The organism is Acinetobacter sp. 1130196 (genome assembly GCF_000588095.1).
Classification (GTDB): domain Bacteria; phylum Pseudomonadota; class Gammaproteobacteria; order Pseudomonadales; family Moraxellaceae; genus Acinetobacter; species Acinetobacter nosocomialis.
The window spans coordinates 44,979-61,724 of record NZ_JFWX01000002.1; the positions used below are offsets into that span (position 1 = coordinate 44,979).

Annotated in this window: 12 protein-coding genes; 11 read left to right on the forward strand and 1 reads right to left on the reverse strand. The window is 39.1% G+C overall.

The genetic code is table 11. From position 1 onward, the window contains the following. The first annotated feature begins 2 nt into the window (after positions 1-2). Both J671_RS06890 and J671_RS06895 read left to right on the forward strand, forming a co-directional pair. Positions 3-1,535, forward strand: a complete 1,533-nt coding sequence (locus tag J671_RS06890) for a pyridoxal phosphate-dependent decarboxylase family protein (protein ID WP_004707641.1) — start codon at positions 3-5, stop codon at positions 1,533-1,535. Positions 1,536-1,820: 285 nt separating this feature from the next. Beyond that, positions 1,821-3,251: an aldehyde dehydrogenase family protein gene (locus J671_RS06895; RefSeq protein WP_031981777.1), complete on the forward strand. Its 1,431-nt coding sequence runs from the start codon at positions 1,821-1,823 to the stop codon at positions 3,249-3,251. A 71-nt stretch (positions 3,252-3,322) separates the two neighbouring features. Here the strand turns inward: J671_RS06895 and J671_RS06900 are convergent, their stop codons facing one another. After that, positions 3,323-3,808 carry an Lrp/AsnC family transcriptional regulator gene (locus J671_RS06900; RefSeq protein ID WP_004885973.1) on the reverse strand — a complete coding sequence of 162 codons (486 nt, stop codon included), beginning with the start codon at positions 3,806-3,808 and terminating at the stop codon, positions 3,323-3,325. 134 nt (positions 3,809-3,942) lie between these two features. Between J671_RS06900 and J671_RS06905 the strand changes: the two genes are divergently transcribed. The 9 genes from J671_RS06905 to blp2 all read left to right on the forward strand — a co-directional run bounded on the left by J671_RS06905 (position 3,943) and on the right by blp2 (position 16,704). After that, the gene (locus J671_RS06905) at positions 3,943-5,664 is read left to right on the forward strand and encodes an alpha-keto acid decarboxylase family protein (protein ID WP_031981779.1); all 1,722 of its coding nucleotides are present in this window, start codon (positions 3,943-3,945) and stop codon (positions 5,662-5,664) included. A 139-nt stretch (positions 5,665-5,803) separates the two neighbouring features. Then, a complete protein-coding gene (locus J671_RS06910) occupies positions 5,804-7,183 on the forward strand; it encodes an amino acid permease (RefSeq protein ID WP_002052892.1) in 1,380 nt (459 codons plus the stop codon). Positions 7,184-7,638: 455 nt separating this feature from the next. Next, positions 7,639-8,670 (forward strand): substrate-binding domain-containing protein, encoded by a 1,032-nt coding sequence (locus J671_RS06915; RefSeq protein ID WP_004707648.1) that lies wholly within the window; start codon positions 7,639-7,641, stop codon positions 8,668-8,670. A 100-nt stretch (positions 8,671-8,770) separates the two neighbouring features. After that, complete coding sequence (pstC, locus tag J671_RS06920; protein ID WP_004707651.1) at positions 8,771-10,150, forward strand: phosphate ABC transporter permease subunit PstC; 1,380 nt, start codon at positions 8,771-8,773, stop codon at positions 10,148-10,150. Next, the gene (pstA, locus tag J671_RS06925) at positions 10,147-11,544 is read left to right on the forward strand and encodes a phosphate ABC transporter permease PstA (protein ID WP_031981780.1); all 1,398 of its coding nucleotides are present in this window, start codon (positions 10,147-10,149) and stop codon (positions 11,542-11,544) included. Before pstC ends, pstA begins: the two co-directional genes overlap by 4 nt. Before the next feature lie 13 nt (positions 11,545-11,557). Then, positions 11,558-12,460 (forward strand): phosphate ABC transporter ATP-binding protein PstB, encoded by a 903-nt coding sequence (gene pstB, locus J671_RS06930; protein ID WP_002052705.1) that lies wholly within the window; start codon positions 11,558-11,560, stop codon positions 12,458-12,460. A 147-nt stretch (positions 12,461-12,607) separates the two neighbouring features. Continuing rightward, a complete protein-coding gene (gene sohB / locus J671_RS06935; protein ID WP_031981781.1) occupies positions 12,608-13,570 on the forward strand; it encodes a protease SohB in 963 nt (320 codons plus the stop codon). A gap of 135 nt (positions 13,571-13,705) precedes the next feature. Beyond that, positions 13,706-14,323: a cytochrome b/b6 domain-containing protein gene (locus J671_RS06940; RefSeq protein ID WP_031981783.1), complete on the forward strand. Its 618-nt coding sequence runs from the start codon at positions 13,706-13,708 to the stop codon at positions 14,321-14,323. Between the two features lie 197 nt (positions 14,324-14,520). Continuing rightward, a complete protein-coding gene (gene blp2 / locus J671_RS06945) occupies positions 14,521-16,704 on the forward strand; it encodes an Ig-like repeat protein Blp2 (RefSeq protein ID WP_031981785.1) in 2,184 nt (727 codons plus the stop codon). Positions 16,705-16,746: the final 42 nt, after the last annotated feature.

Consider the following 16,746-nt stretch of genomic DNA (forward strand, 5'->3'; position numbering starts at 1 on the left):
ATATGGTGGATTTTGCAGAACATCGTAAAGCGTTACTCTGCAATGATGCACAATCCATTGCTGACTATGAGTCAGCAATGGGCGAAGCGGTAAAAGCCGTTTCAGCATGGTTGCAAAATGAAAAAATGTACACAGGCGGTAGCATTAAAGAATTGCGTTCAGCAATTTCTTTCCAACCTTCAAAAGAAGGTATGGGTGTACAACAATCTCTTCAACGTATGATTGAGCTTTTCTTAAATAAAAGCTTGAAAGTACACCATCCACATTCATTAGCGCATTTACACTGCCCAACTATGGTGATGAGCCAGATCGCGGAAGTGTTAATCAATGCAACTAACCAGTCTATGGACTCATGGGATCAAAGCCCGGCAGGTTCATTAATGGAAGTTCAGCTGATTGATTGGTTGCGTCAAAAAGTAGGTTATGGTTCTGGTCAGGCAGGTGTTTTCACTTCTGGCGGTACTCAATCTAACTTGATGGGTGTGTTGCTTGCTCGTGACTGGTGCATTGCGAAAAACTGGAAAGACGAAAATGGTAATCCATGGTCTGTACAGCGTGATGGTATTCCAGCTGAAGCAATGAAAAACGTCAAAGTCATTTGTTCTGAAAATGCGCATTTCTCTGTGCAAAAGAACATGGCAATGATGGGCATGGGCTTCCAGTCAGTTGTAACTGTACCTGTGAATGAAAATGCTCAGATGGATGTTGATGCTCTCGAAAAAACGATGGCGCATCTTCAAGCCGAAGGTAAAGTTGTTGCTTGTGTTGTTGCGACAGCAGGTACAACCGATGCTGGTGCAATTGATCCATTGAAGAAAATTCGTGAAATCACAACGAAATATGGTTCATGGATGCACATCGATGCTGCATGGGGCGGTGCACTGATCTTGTCAAATGACTATCGTGCAATGCTTGATGGTATTGAGTTGTCTGACTCGATCACCCTCGACTTCCATAAGCATTATTTCCAAAGCATTAGCTGTGGTGCGTTCTTGTTAAAAGACGAAGCGAACTATCGTTTCATGCACTACGAAGCTGAGTACTTGAACTCTGCTTATGACGAAGAACATGGTGTACCTAACCTTGTGTCTAAGTCATTACAAACGACTCGTCGTTTTGATGCATTAAAATTGTGGATGACAATTGAATCACTTGGTGAAGACCTATATGGTTCAATGATTGACCATGGTGTAAAACTGACTCGTGAAGTTGCAGATTACATCAAGGCAACTGACGGTTTAGAGCTTTTAGTTGAACCACAATTTGCTTCGGTATTGTTCCGTGTTGTACCAGAAGGTTATCCAGTTGAGTTTATCGATAGCTTAAATCAAAACGTAGCAGACGAATTGTTTGCACGTGGTGAAGCAAATATCGGTGTAACAAAAGTTGGTAATGTACAGTCATTGAAAATGACTACATTAAGCCCTGTTGTAACATTTGAAAATGTTAAAAACCTTTTAGCTCAAGTATTGGCTGAAGCTGACCGCATTAAAGATGCGATTGCTTCTGGTAATTACGTACCACCAATCGACTAATTGAGTTGATACTAAAAAAGCTCGGTTTATTGCCGGGCTTTTTTATTACATATTATTTTTATTAAAAGTGTGCATCGGAAAAGACTAATATGCACAAAATATGCATATTTTCAAAAAACAAAAATAATTATGCATGATTTATGGGGAGCAAATTTCTTATTGTATTGGTAGGTTCCAGATATTTTGGGTTGTATTGATATATCAATATCGCACTTACTTTAAATAATCCCGCTTTAACTGAAAAAAGTAAGTGGCTGTAATTACAATTAAGACAAGGAAGAAGAAATGCAACAAGCGAATATGCTCAATGAATTTAAACTCATTATTGGCGGTCAACGTTGTTCAGGTGAACAAGGTGAACTAGAAATTCTTAACCCTGCTACTGGCTTAACTGCTGCACGTTGTGCAAAAGCATCAGTTGCGCAGGTGAACCAAGCAGTGAGTGCAGCTAAACAGGCATCTAAAGCTTGGCAACAAACCTCGCATGATGAACGTAAATCAATCCTAAATAAAATTGCAGATGGCATTGAAAAGCACGCTGAAATGCTCGCAGAGCTGGTTGTTCTTGAACAAGGTAAACCACTGGCACTTGCACAAATGGAAGTGCAGGGTGCAATTGGCTGGACGCGTTATGCGGCTTCTATGGATTTACCGGTAGAAGTAATTGAAGACAGTGAAACTAAGCGTATTGAGCGCCATCGCCAACCATTGGGTGTAGTGGCTTCAATTACGCCATGGAACTGGCCACTCATGATTGCAGTTTGGCACATCATGCCTGCATTGCGTGCGGGTAATGTTGTGATTAGCAAACCTTCTGAATACACACCACTATCGACTTTACGTTTATGTGAAATCATTCAGCAAGAAGTTCCGGCTGGTGTAATCTCAATTGTGGTTGGAGCTGGTGAGATTGGCGAAGCATTATCTTCTCATCCAGATGTGCAAAAAGTTGTCTTTACTGGCTCAACTCGAACTGGTCAGCACATTATGGCTGGGGCAGCTCCGCAGCTAAAACACTTAACTTTAGAGCTCGGCGGTAATGATGCTGGTATTGTATTGCCAGATGCAAATATCGATGAAATTGCAGCTAAGATTTTTAATATGGCGTTCTTAAACGCTGGTCAAACATGTGCGGCATTGAAGCGTTTATATGTACATGAAAGCCAATATGAGGCTTTATCTCAAAAGTTAGCTGATATTGCCAACGCTCAAGTGGTGGGTGATGGTATGGCATCTTCTACAACATTTGGTCCAGTACAAAACAAAATGCAATATAACAAGGTGAAAGCTCTTATTGCTGAAGCGATTGAACAAGGTGCAAAAGCACTTTCTGGACAACAACAGCTACCAGAGCAAGGCTATTTTATTGCGCCAACTATTTTGACTGAAGTTTCTGACTCTTGCCGCGTGGTACAAGAAGAGCAGTTTGGCCCAGTGTTGCCTATTTTAAAATATGCCGATATCAACGATGCTATTGCCCGTGCCAATGACAGTGAGTTTGGCTTAGGCGGTTCAATTTGGTCTTCTGATCTTAAAGCCGCACAGACCTATGCTACGCAGCTTCAATGCGGAACGGTTTGGATTAATACCCATGCAGAAGTGCTACCTCATGCACCTTTTGGTGGCTGGAAAATGTCTGGCTTAGGCGCTGAGTTTGGTTTAGAAGGTTTGCTTGAAAATACGATTGGACAAACGGTTCACATCAGTAAAGTCTAAATATTAATTTTAAGGCGGATCTAGTATCCGCCTTTTTATTTTCACCGATATGGTAGAAAGACTTCGCTTATTTATTGGGAGTGATGATAGCTCAGGCTTTTAGGTTTAATTAAAAAATGATTCTGTTCTTTAATTTTTTTCAGAACAATGTAAGATTTTATGTGACCTATAAAATTATAAGAAAGCAATCTTTCAGTCACAAATTGAGAAAGCTGTTCTAAGTTTTCAGCAACAACTTTTAAAATAAAATCTGCATCGCCACTAATTGAAAAAGCATCCTGAATGTTATCTTCAGCTTCAATCAGCTCTTGAAAAGCTTGTTGTGATTTGGCTTCGTGTGTCCTTAAATTAATGTGAATCATTGCTGTAACTTCAAGCCCTAACGCCTGTTGCTGGATGCGTGCCGTGTAGCCAAGAATCACGCCTTTTTGCTCAAGCAATTGACGTCGTCTTGAACATTGAGAAGCAGATAAACCGATTAAATCTCCAATTTCCTGATTGGTGAGTCGTCCATTCTTTTGTAGTGCCTGAATGATTTGCCAGTCGAACTTATCCATTGCATAAAATCCTTTTATGATACACAAATCATGTATTTTTATTAAAATGCGTTTTTATTATGCACGAAATCTAAAAGATAGATGAAATATTATTTTTCTATGGAATAAAAATTGGTCTCAAAGGATATAGAGCAATGTTCATAGAAATTGGTGAATTTTTAAATCTTCGTCTAAAACAAATGGGTATCCAACATCTTTTTGGTGTACCTGGTGATTTTAACCTCTCATATCTAGAACAAGTTGAAGCAGACCCACAACTCGAATTTATTGGAAATTGTAATGAATTAAATGCTGCCTATGCAGCAGACGGATATGCACGAATTAACGGTTTTTCTGCCTTGGCTACGACTTATGGTGTAGGTGACTTAAGTGCCATTAATGGTATTGCAGGTGCCTATGCAGAAAATGTACCTCTTATTCATATCTCAGGTATTCCACCTTTACATGCAGTTCAAAAGGGCACTTTAATTCACCACACGCTTGTCGATGGTAACTATGACAATATTATGAACTGTATGAAAGAGTTCACAGTTGCCCAAACTCGTTTAACTCCTGCAAATGCAGCTTCTGAAATTGATCGTGTTTTACGTCAGTGTTTCCTTGAACGCCGTCCTGTACACATCCAACTACCTGGTGATATTACCCACGTTAAAATTGAAGTGTCTGAGCGTCCACTCGACCTAAGCTATCCAGCAGTTGAACCTGAATTATTGCAAAGTGTGGTAAGCAAACTTTGTGACATTATTGAGAATGCTCAAAGTCCAGCGCTTTTAGTTGATAATGAAGCTTCAGTGTTTGGTGTAACTTCACTTTTAAATGATTTGTCTCAAAAATGCTCAATTCCATTTGCAGGCATGAATACTGCAAAAAATATTATGGATGAAGGCTCACCACGCTACATTGGTACTTATGTTGGTGGGGCAAGCCAACCGCATGTGAAAAATATCATTGAACAATCTGACTGTTTAATTGGTATTGGCGCGCGCTTTACCGATGTAGGCTCAGCTGTATTTACTCATCAAATTGAGACCAAGAACTACATCGAAATTAAATCTTATGGCTTAAATATTTTTGGGCAGGATTTTCCGGGTATTGAAATTGGACAATTACTTGTTGAGCTAAATAAAAAAGTTGCGCCACGTAAATCGTCAGTCCCCCTTCTTGAAAAACAACCTCAGAAAGTAGTTGAAGCTCCAGCACAACAGAAGCTTAGCCAAGATGTGCTTTGGAATTACATTTCGGGTTTCTTAAAAGAAGATGATGTGATTATTGGTGAAGTCGGGACATCAAACTCTGCTTTGTCAGGTATAAAGCTGCCTGCTACAGCTAAATATATTGCACAGCCGCTTTGGGGGTCTATTGGTTACACCTTACCGGCTTTGCTTGGTAGTTTGTTGGCTGCCCCTGAACGCCGTCAAATTCTATTTATTGGTGACGGTTCGTTCCAGCTTACGGTACAAGAGCTTTCTACAATTATCCGTCATGGTTTAAAACCAATTATTTTCTTGCTGAACAATGGCGGCTATACCATTGAGCGCTTAATTATGGGTGAAAACGCTGCCTATAACGACGTGCAAAACTGGAAATACACTGAAATTCCAGCGGTATTTAACGGTAAGAAAGGCCATACAACTTATGTGGTTGAAACCGCAGGGCAGTTAAAGAGTGTTCTAGACAACGTTCAGCAAAATGACCAGTTAACTTTTATTGAATTAAAACTACCAGCAATGGATGCCCCGGTGAGTTTGAAAAAATTTGCTTCTGTGATTGCACGTTTTGATTACGGCGATCGTGGCTACGAAATTTTAAAGGAGCGTTCCCAACCTATTAAATGTAAGGATGCAAGCTCGTTTTAAATAGAAGATAGGACACGTCTTCTCAAAATTAAATGGACTCATATTAAAGCAATTTATGTCCGAAGGTCGGTTTCTGATCTTCGGATGTGGTGCTGAATAAAGGTGTACAGGAAGTGACACCAACATTGGAGATAATGTTATGGATGCAAATAATAAGCACGAGTTAAAACAAGGCTTATCCAATCGGCATATTCAACTCATCGCACTCGGAGGGGCGATCGGAACTGGGTTATTTTTAGGTCTTTCTCAAACAATTAAATTGGCTGGTCCTTCAATTTTATTAGGATATGCAATTGCAGGAGTGATTGCCTTTTTAATTATGCGTCATTTAGGTGAAATGGTTGTTGAAGAACCGGTAAGTGGTTCTTTTAGTTATTTTGCGAACAAATACTGGGGCAAAATGGCTGGCTTTATGTCTGGTTGGAACTACTGGGTGTTGTATGTACTGGTAAGTATGGCCGAACTGAGTGCAATTGGCACGTTTATACAGTTCTGGTGGCCTGAAATTCCAACATGGATGACTGCATTATTTTTCTTTATTTTAATTAACGGCATTAACTTGGTAAATGTCCGCTTTTTTGGGGAATCCGAGTTCTTATTTTCCTGCATTAAAATTGTTGCGATTTTAAGTATGATTGGCTTCGGTGCTTATCTTTTACTTTCAGGCTCAGCAGGTCCGCAAGCAGGTGTTGCAAATTTATGGCAACACGGTGGTTTCTTTCCGCATGGTATTCATGGCTTTATTATGGCTTTGGCTGTGATTATGTTTGCATTTGGTGGTTTAGAGCTTATTGGTATTGCAGCTGCAGAAACCAAAAAACCTGAAACAACAATTCCAAAAGCAGTGAACCAGATTGTGTACCGCATCTTGATTTTTTATATCGGTGCAATTGGTATTCTTTTATGTCTTTATCCTTGGAATATGGTGGCAGAAGGCGGTAGTCCATTTGTCTTAATTTTCCAGTCACTCAATAGTAATGGCGTTGCCAATGTTCTGAACTTTGTGGTCTTGATTGCTGCTATTTCGGTTTATAACAGTTGTATTTATTGTAATAGCCGTATGTTGCATGGTTTAGCAGAGCAGGGTAATGCGCCAGCAATTTTGAAAAAAGTAAATAGCCGTGGTATTCCAGTTCCGGCAGCAGTGGTGTCTGCATCAATCACAGCAGTCTGTGTGGTGGTGAACTATTTAATTCCTGGCCAAGCTTTTCAGCTCTTTATGATGTTGGTTGTTGCAGCGCTTGTCATTAACTGGCTCATGATTTCTGTCACGCATTTGAAATTTACTAAAGCAATGAAATTACAACGTCGTCAAACTAAGTTTCAAAGCATCATGAGCCCATGGAGTAACTATTTAACCATTAGCTTTGTATGTTTCATTCTTATTATTATGGCGATGACGCCAGATATGAGACTGGCTGTGATTTTGGGGCCGATCTGGCTTGCTGTTTTAGCCATTATGTATTTCTTGAAGTACCGTAAAAAAATGGTCCCAATGCCAGAAGTACAATCAAACTGATAAGCTTAATTTACGGTGATATTGCGGTTATCTGACAAAAAGCATGTAACCGTTTATCTTTTTGTCATAATATTTTCATCTTTGAACGAAATAATTTTTTAAAAACAAATATGTCATCTAAAAATTTGAGAAATGTGTCAAAAATTAAATTTGTAATAACAATTTATTAAATTCTTTAAGTTTTTATAATTTAAGAATAATTGTAAATTTGGTAATTGGGATGATTGTCATATTTAATATAAAAATTAGGTTCTCTAAGCCTTATAAAATAAGTTTAAATGCTTGATATAAAATAAAATTAAAAATGTGACAATGAACATTATAAAAATCATTAAAGCGTCATAATACTGTAACTTATTTGTCATATTTTCTATTCACAATGCAGCTATCGAAGAGCGTACAAGCACTAAACAAAAAGTGACGTACAACCTATTGCATTAATGAGAGAGAACAGAATGCGCTTAAATCCACGTCAAATCGCAATTGCGTTAGCAGTAACTGGGGCCGCTGTAACAACGACTGCAAATGCAGCTCGTGATACGATTCAAATTGCTGGTTCTTCAACTGTATTACCGTTTGCCAGTGTTGTAGCTGAAGAGTTTGGTAATACATTCCCTCAATTTAAAACTCCTGTTGTAGGTTCTGGTGGTTCTTCTGCTGGTTTAAAACAGTTCTGTCAAGGCGTTGGTGACAACACGATCGACGTTGCAAACGCTTCTCGTAAAATTAAAAGCACTGAAATTGAAGCTTGTAACAAAGCTGGTGTAAAACAAATTCAAGAAATCAAAATTGGTTATGACGGTATTGTATTCGCGTCTAGCTCACATAAAGCAGCTTATAAATTAAAACCTTACCATGTGTTTGCTGCTTTAGCTGCACAGTTGCCTTCAAAAGGTAAATTGGTTCCAAACCCATATACAAACTGGAATCAAATCGACAAATCACTTCCTAATGAACCTATTACACTTGTAATTCCTGCGTCTAACCACGGTACGCGTGAAGTTTTCCAAGAGAAAATGGTTGATGCTGGTTGTGAATCATACGAATACTTCAAAAACTTAGATAAAGATGCTCAGAAGAAAGCATGTTCGACTTTCCGTAAAGATGGTCGTGTAATTGAAATTGCTGGTGACTATACAGAAACTTTAGCTCGCTTAAAAACTTCTCCAAGTGCAGTAGGCGTGTTTGGTTTAAGTTTCTATGACATGAACCGTGACAAGTTACGTGTAGCATCAGTAAACAACGTACTTCCTTCTGAGAAAACTGTGTTAAATGGTACATATCCTGTATCTCGCCCATTATTCTTCTATGTGAAAGGCGAACACTTAAAATCAGTTAAAGGTTTACCACAGTATGTAGAATACTTCCTAAGCAAAAAAGCGACTGGTAAAGGTTCTAAAGCTGAGCGTGATGGCTTAATCGCGATGTCTGATGCAGAGCGCGCTAAAGTCCTAGCTGACTTTAAAGCAGGTAAAACTGTTAAATAATTTGTTTTGAATAGGGGCTGGTGATCCCAAGTGATCATCAGCCTTTTTGTCTAACACGTTTTTCCCAAATTATGACAATTGAGAAAACAGTGGAGAATACATGAATCTGCTACTTATCGGTGTGTTGTTAGCCCTTGTGGCAATTGCATATCAACTTGGGCTGAGAAAAAGCCGTAACCTAGCAGGTAAGGGAAGCAACTCAGCGACATTACATTCTCGTCCTGGTTATTATGGCGCACTGGTTGGACTTTGGTGCGGTATCCCTGCTTTTTTAATTTTGATAATTTGGAACTTGGTTGAACCAAATATTTTAAATCATATTATCTTTAATAATATTCCAGCTTCTGTGTCAGCTTCTCTTGATGAAGCAGCAAGAAGTGTACTTGTTGATCGAGTTCAAGCGATTGCTTCTGGTTTTGGGGTAAGTGATCATCCAGCTGCTTATGAGTTGGCTGCTGCTCAGCAATATGCAAAATTTCAAACCATTGGCTCTTTTGCCAAATTTGCTGTTGTTGTTTGTGCTGCATTATTAGGTCTAGTCTGGGCAAAGAAAAAAATTAGCCAAGAATATCGTGCACGTAACCAAGTGGAACGTGCGATTAATGTTGGTTTGATCTTGTGTTCTGGCGTGGCAATTTTGACCACAATCGGCATTGTAATGTCGATGTTTGGCGAAGCAATGCACTTTTTCCATTTTGTAAGTCCAATCGACTTTTTCTTTGGTACAGAGTGGAACCCCGGCTTTAGCACTTCAGGCAATGCCGAAGGTAGCTATGGGTTATTACCATTGCTATGGGGTACGCTCATGGTCAGTGGTATTGCCTTATTGGTTGCAGTACCGGTTGGCTTAATGATTGCCATTTATTTAGCTGAATATGCGTCACCATGGTTGCGCTCATGGGCAAAACCAACGATTGAAGTTTTAGCGGGTATTCCAACAATTGTGTATGGTGTTTTTGCCATGATGATTATTGGTCCATTTTTTAAAGCTGTTGGTGCTCATGTCGGTATTGAAATTAATGCAACCAGTGCTTTGACTGCTGGTTTCGTAATGGGAATCATGATTATCCCGTTCGTTTCATCTTTATCTGATGACATTATTACTCAAGTACCTCGTGCACTTCGTGATGGTTCACTTGGACTTGGCGCAACTAAATCAGAAACAATTCGCCAAGTGGTTTTACCAGCAGCTTTACCGGGCATTACAGGGGCATTTTTATTGGCTGTATCGCGTGCCGTGGGGGAAACCATGATTGTGGTTTTGGCAGCGGGGAACAGTCCACTTCTACATGCAAATCCGTTTGAAGCTGTTTCGACAGTTACCGTAACCATCGTAAAACAGTTAACTGGCGATACCGATTTTGCAAGCCCACAGGCCTTGGTGGCATTTGCATTGGGTTTAACACTCTTTGTAATCACCTTGGGATTAAACATTGTTGCACTGTACATTGTGCGTAAATACCGTGAGCAATACGAATGAGTACATCAAATACATCGTCTCCTATGGATCAGAACGTATTTGATCCACAAGCTGCTGCTCAGGCACGTGATCGCCGTAAAAAAGTCATTGAAAAGTCATTGGCTAAACGTCACCGTAAAGAAAAAGCTTTCCGTATTGCTGGTTTATCAGCAGTGGTTATTGGCCTTGCATTCGTAGCGCTACTGTTTGGTAGTATTTTGGCAAAAGGTTTACCTGCTTTTTGGCAAACCAGTATAAATGTACCAGTTTACTTCGATCCTAAAGTGATTGATGCCGGTCCATTGCCAGTACGTGCACAAGGTGAAACACCTGCTCATTACCAAGAACGTTATGTCGATTGGCAAACAAAAATGGGTATGGTGGATTGGGACAGCCTCATCGTAAATGGAATAGTTGCTAAAGACCCTTCACTTGAGTCACAACGTGATTCTTTACGTAGCCTTTACGCAAGCTCGGAAGCTTATCGTTTACGTGACATGGTATTTGCTGACCCATCACTTATTGGTAAAAAAGAGAATCTTACTTTCTTGGGTGATGCTAACGTAGATGTCTGGTTAAAAGGTAACATTGACCGTTCATTACCAGATGACCAGCAGCAGCTCGATCCGGAAATCCGTAAGCTCGCAGATGATTTGAAAGCAAAAGGTATTCTTGAAAATACATTTAATACTAACTTATTTAAGAATCCGGATTCTCGTAGCTCACCAGCAATTAGTGGTCTTGCAGGTGCATTCATGGGTTCATTGTTCATGATGTTGATTGTGATCATTATCTCGATCCCAATTGGTGTTGCCAGCGCTATCTATCTTGAAGAGTTTGCTCCAAAGAATTTTATTACCGACATCATTGAGGTCAACATTAATAACCTTGCTGCTGTTCCTTCAATTGTATTCGGTTTACTTGGTGCTGCAATTTTCATTGGTTGGATGCATTTACCATTATCAGCTCCATTTGTCGGTGGTTTGGGATTAAGTTTAATGACATTACCGACAGTCATTATTACAACACGTGCTTCTTTAAAAGCTGTACCTCCATCAATTCGACAAGCTGCTCTTGGTTTAGGGGCATCTAAAGTACAAACTGTTTTCCACCATGTTTTACCTTTGGCTATGCCGGGCATCATGACAGGTTCAATTATTGGTGTGGCACATGCGCTTGGTGAAACTGCACCGTTACTTTTAATCGGAATGAGTGCATTCGTTGCAAGTATTCCATCAACTCCATTTGATCAAGCAACTGCTTTACCTGTTCAAGTTTACTTATGGCAAGGTAATGAGTTGCGTAACTTCTTCGAAGGCCGTACAGCTGCTGCGATTATCGTACTCCTTGCATTAATGATTGGTTTAAACAGCCTTGCAATTTGGTTACGTAAAAAGTTCGAAGTGCGTTGGTAATAGAGGATAAATAATGAATACTATCGATATTACGAATTCCTTAGAAAAGGATAAGTTAGTGAATACTGAACAATCTCCACTTACAGATACACAACTGCATCATGGCACTTCGTATGTTTCGCATTTTGAGCCACATACTTCAAAAAAGCCAAACTCAACCGAAATCAAGATCAGTGCACAAGATGCCCATGTTTATTATGGTGACTTCGAAGCGATTAAAGGCATTGATTTAGATATCTATCAAAATGAAGTGATTGCATTTATCGGACCATCAGGTTGTGGTAAATCGACTTTCCTACGTACCTTAAACCGTATGAATGACACAATTGATGGTTGTCGTGTAACAGGTAAGATCACTTTAGATGACAAAAATATCTATGATCCGAATCTGGACGTTGTATTGCTACGTGCTCAGGTGGGTATGGTATTCCAAAAGCCAAACCCGTTTCCTAAGTCTATTTTTGATAACGTTGCATATGGACCAAAGCTACATGGTTTAGCACGTGACAAATATGACCTAGAAGAAATTGTTGAAAATAGCTTGCGTAAAGCGGGCTTATGGGAAGAAGTGAAAGACCGTTTGAATCAGCCGGGTACAGGCTTATCTGGTGGTCAGCAACAACGTTTATGTATTGCACGTACGATTGCGGTAAGTCCTGAAGTCATTTTGATGGATGAACCATGTTCTGCACTTGACCCAATTGCAACAGCAAAAGTGGAAGAGCTTATTTCAGAACTTTCTGATCAATATACGATTGTGATTGTAACGCACTCAATGCAACAAGCAGCACGTGTTTCAGACCGTACAGCTTACTTCCATTTAGGTGATTTGATCGAAGTAAACTCTACAGAAAAAGTATTTACGCAACCTGACCATCAATTGACAGAAGCGTACATTACTGGCCGTTTCGGTTAATTTCTAGCTGTAAAAGAAAAAGAGCCTTGTGCTCTTTTTTTTATTTAATAAATGAAAATGAATCTATTTTGCAAAATCGCTATTGAATTTTATTCAAAAGAACCACATCTTAAGGCTATAAAGACAAACTTATGAGCATAGAATTTTATGTTATTCCATTTGCCTAAACTCCCTGCGGAAATACGTGTTAGTCATTTAAATGCACGTGTAAATGAACAGAGAAAAAAAATTGCACAAACGACAGCAAGCCGTTTAGAGCTTTTACAATTGGCTCAACAACTTGCAAAAGAAGCTAAAATCCGCCGTAAGAACAATCAGAAGATTTTTGTTTTAGATTTTAAAGGTGACATTCAAGCATCTGCGGTTGAAAACCTTCGTGAAGAAATCACACTTATTTTAGCTACAGCTAAAGCTGGACGTGACCGCGTAGTGGTACGTCTTGAAAGTCCGGGTGGTATGGTTCATGGTTATGGACTGGCAGCAGCTCAGTTAGTTCGTTTGCGTGATGCAGGTTTTCATTTAACGATCTCTGTCGACAAAGTCGCTGCAAGTGGTGGTTATATGATGGCTTGTATTGCAAATGAAATTATTTCTGCACCATTTGCTGTTGTTGGTTCGATTGGTGTCGTTGCTCAGGTTCCAAATTTCAATCGTCTTTTAAAAGAGCATAACGTTGACTTCGAACTTTACACAGCAGGGCAATATAAGCGTACTGTGACTATGTTCGGTGAAAATACACCTGAAGGTAAGGCGAAGTTTGAAGAAGAGCTACAACAAACACATATCTTGTTTAAGCACTTTGTAGAGAAGTATCGTCCACAGCTTAATGTAGACAAAGTTGCTACAGGTGAGCATTGGTATGGACAAGATGCACTTGATTTAAACCTTGTAGATAAACTAGAAACTTCTGATGAGTATCTATTAGCGTTGTTACCTCAGCATGATGTCTATGTGATTAATACACGTAAAAAGGCAACTTTGGGTGAAAAGTTAGGTCTACAAGCGGCCCAAATGGCGGATAGTTTGATTCCAGCGGTAATGAATAAAGTTGCAGATACATTGGCAAAAGCGAATTCAACTTTGGTGCAAATGCGCGATACGAAATTTTAATTAAAATATTTTTTAACGAAAGAGTACCTTTATAGGTGCTCTTTTTTTATGGGAGCCATTAAACCAATTTGATTAATATTTGTTTAAGTTTCAATTGCCAAAGTTGTGGTTATTTTTAAATTTTTGAGTCTTGTGATGTCAAAAACTTTATCTCATATTGATATTCTTATAAGAATCTTGCACATCATTATTATGGTTGCGTTTGTTGGTGCTTATTTTACAGGAGATAGTGAGGACTTACATCAGGTGCATATGATGTTTGGTTATATCCTTCTGATGAGTATTACCACACGGGTTATCTGGCATTTTTTAAGTCCACGTATTTCAAATACTGCGCCATTTGGCATAAAGAAGCGGAGCAGTATGGCATTCAACGCAATTAAAAAGCCGTTTAGTCATGCAAATTCAGTAAGTATTTTTTCGAAAAATTCAATTCAATTGATCAGTATTGGGTTATTTCAAGCTTCGATTGTATTTATTTTCATACTCATTCCTGTTGTTGTAGCACTTGGATATGGAACAGAGCACTTTACTTATTCTTTGAGAGACTTACATTCATTTTTCGCAAACTTATTTTTAGCTTTGGTTATATTGCATCTTTCAACGCTTATTTTAAATAGCATTCTTGCTAAACGCTTTCAGGGCTGGACTATGCTTAAAATGACATGGGAAGATAAAAAAATAACTAAATTTATGACATTATTGGTGTTAGTTATTGTCGGAGCTTTTAGCTTTGTTTATTTAAGAATGTAATATATAAGGTGCATATGAATCCTGTTTGAAGTTATATTTTTTAATGAGAATTCAAAAAATATTGTTGATAAATATACTTATTGAATTGTGGTAGATAAGTGATTTTGATATTTTAGGCAACAATAAAATAGCTTTTAGATGTTTCATTTAAAAAGTTACACATTTAAAAATATAACTGAAATTCAGGATAGGAAATAATGACAAGAATAATTGTGGCATCCAAAGAGGGTTTGGACGTTCTGCAAGATGGTCAGCTTGATAAAGTAGTTTTAAACCAGCCTACTATTATTCAAATTGGTATCAGTCAAAAAGATATTGCATCCATGGAAAAACAGGGTGGACGCCTAGTCATCCATTTAAAAAATGGAGAGACTATTGTCTTAGAAAATTTCTTTAATGAAGCAACAAATACAACAGAGCATTCACTTGTTTTTCCAACAGAGCAAGGGAAGTTTGTTGAAGCACAATTCGATGCCCAAGGCAAAGTGATCGATTATAAAGGCTTAAATCACGTTACAGATTTGCGCTATGCCAGTACGAGTTCAACAGCTGCAACTATGGCGGTTGATAGTGATCCAAGTTTTTCGATGGGTAATGTACTCAAAGCAGGTCTAGCAGTTCTAGCTGTGGAAGGATTATATCTTTGGGCTTTTAAGAAAGATGATAAAGAGGATTCATCAAGTGCACCTGATTTAATCGCACCTTCTGCTCCTACCGCTACGCTTGCTGATGATACCGTGACAGTGACTGGTAAAACTGAAGCAAATGCAAAAATCTATCTTAAAGATGCTGCAGGCAATACAGTCGCATCGGGTGTTGCAGATGCAAGTGGTAACTACACGATTAAATTAGATAAGCCTCTAGTGAATGGGGACAAATTAAATGTTATTGCCCAAGATGCGGCTGGAAATAGCTCTAAAGCTACGGTTGTAACAGGTACAAAAGATACAATACCTCCAGATACTCCACAGGCTCAATTGAGCGATGATGGTTCATTATTGACTGGTAAAGCAGAGGCAAATGCAAAAATTACAGTTTATGATGCCACTGGCAAAGTACTAGGTTCTGTTTTTGCAAATAAAGATGGTATTTATTCTTTAAAGCTTACTCCGCCATTAACTGGTGAGGCGGGCGGTAAAGTTATTGCTGAAGATGCTGCAGGTAATAAATCTGAAGAAGTTAAGATTATTGCGGGTAAAGACACCGTGCCACCAGCTTCTCCTTTTGTTGAAGTCAACAAAGAAGGGTCAGTAATACATGGTAAAACTGAAGCAAATGCAAAAGTTCAAATAAAAGATGCCGATGGTAAAGTGATTGGAAGTGGGACCGCCGATGCTCAAGGTGATTTTCAAATTACACTTTCACCTGCTTTAACAGAATCCCAAAAAGGTGCAGTAGTTGTTGAAGATGCAGCCGGTAATATGTCTAAACCCGTTGAAATTAAGCCGGGCTTTGACTCGATTGCACCGGATAAACCAACGGCTCAAATTAATGCAGATGGAACTTCGGTAACTGGTACAGCGGAAGCCAATGCCAAAATTGAAATTAAAGATGCAACTGGTAAAGTGATTGGTACCGGAACGGCAGATGCGAATGGAAAATTTACGATTACTATTTCGCCTGCATTAACTGATAACAACCATGGTGCTGTTTCAGCGATCGATGGTGCTGGAAATAGATCTGAAAGTCTCGACATTGTGGGGACAAAAGACCCCATACCCCCGACAAAACCTATCTTAAATAGTGTAGAAGATGATGTAGGTGACATAAAAGGTGCTATTGCAGCAGGTTCTGAAACTGACGATGCTAGGCCAAAACTTACAGGTTCAGGTGAAGCGAATGCGACACTTACGATTTATGATAATGGTGTTGCAATTGGGGTGGTGACTGTAACGGCTGGGAGATCTTGGTCATTTACTTTTGATAAGGATTTAACTCTTGGTAAGCACAGCATTACTTTAACCCAAACTGATGCAGCAGGGCTGACCAGTGAAGCAAGCTCTCCATTTACTTTTTATGTGGTTGCACCGAAAGTCGCGAGTCTGGCTGATGCTTCAGTCAGTACTTTAAGTACAGAAGCACCATCTTTGGCAGATAGTGTTGGGTTACATACTCTAAAGGTTGCACAAACTACGACAACTGAGCCGACTAGTCAGCAGAAAACTGTTCCTGTAGATGATTTGCTAAAAAGCTCTTCTTTACACGCATCAGATCCTGTCTCAAAACTTCTATCATCGACAGCATTAAAAACAGCTCAGACTCCTGAGCAAAATGATGTAAATACTTCAATTGATCAGACAACAAATCTTGATCATCTTTTGCCAAATACGACTTCTTCACCTTTGCAAAACATTTTAGAGCAAACCTATCCGGTTGTTTAACAGGTCGTTTGGTAACAAATAAAAAGCGCTCAATGAGCGCTT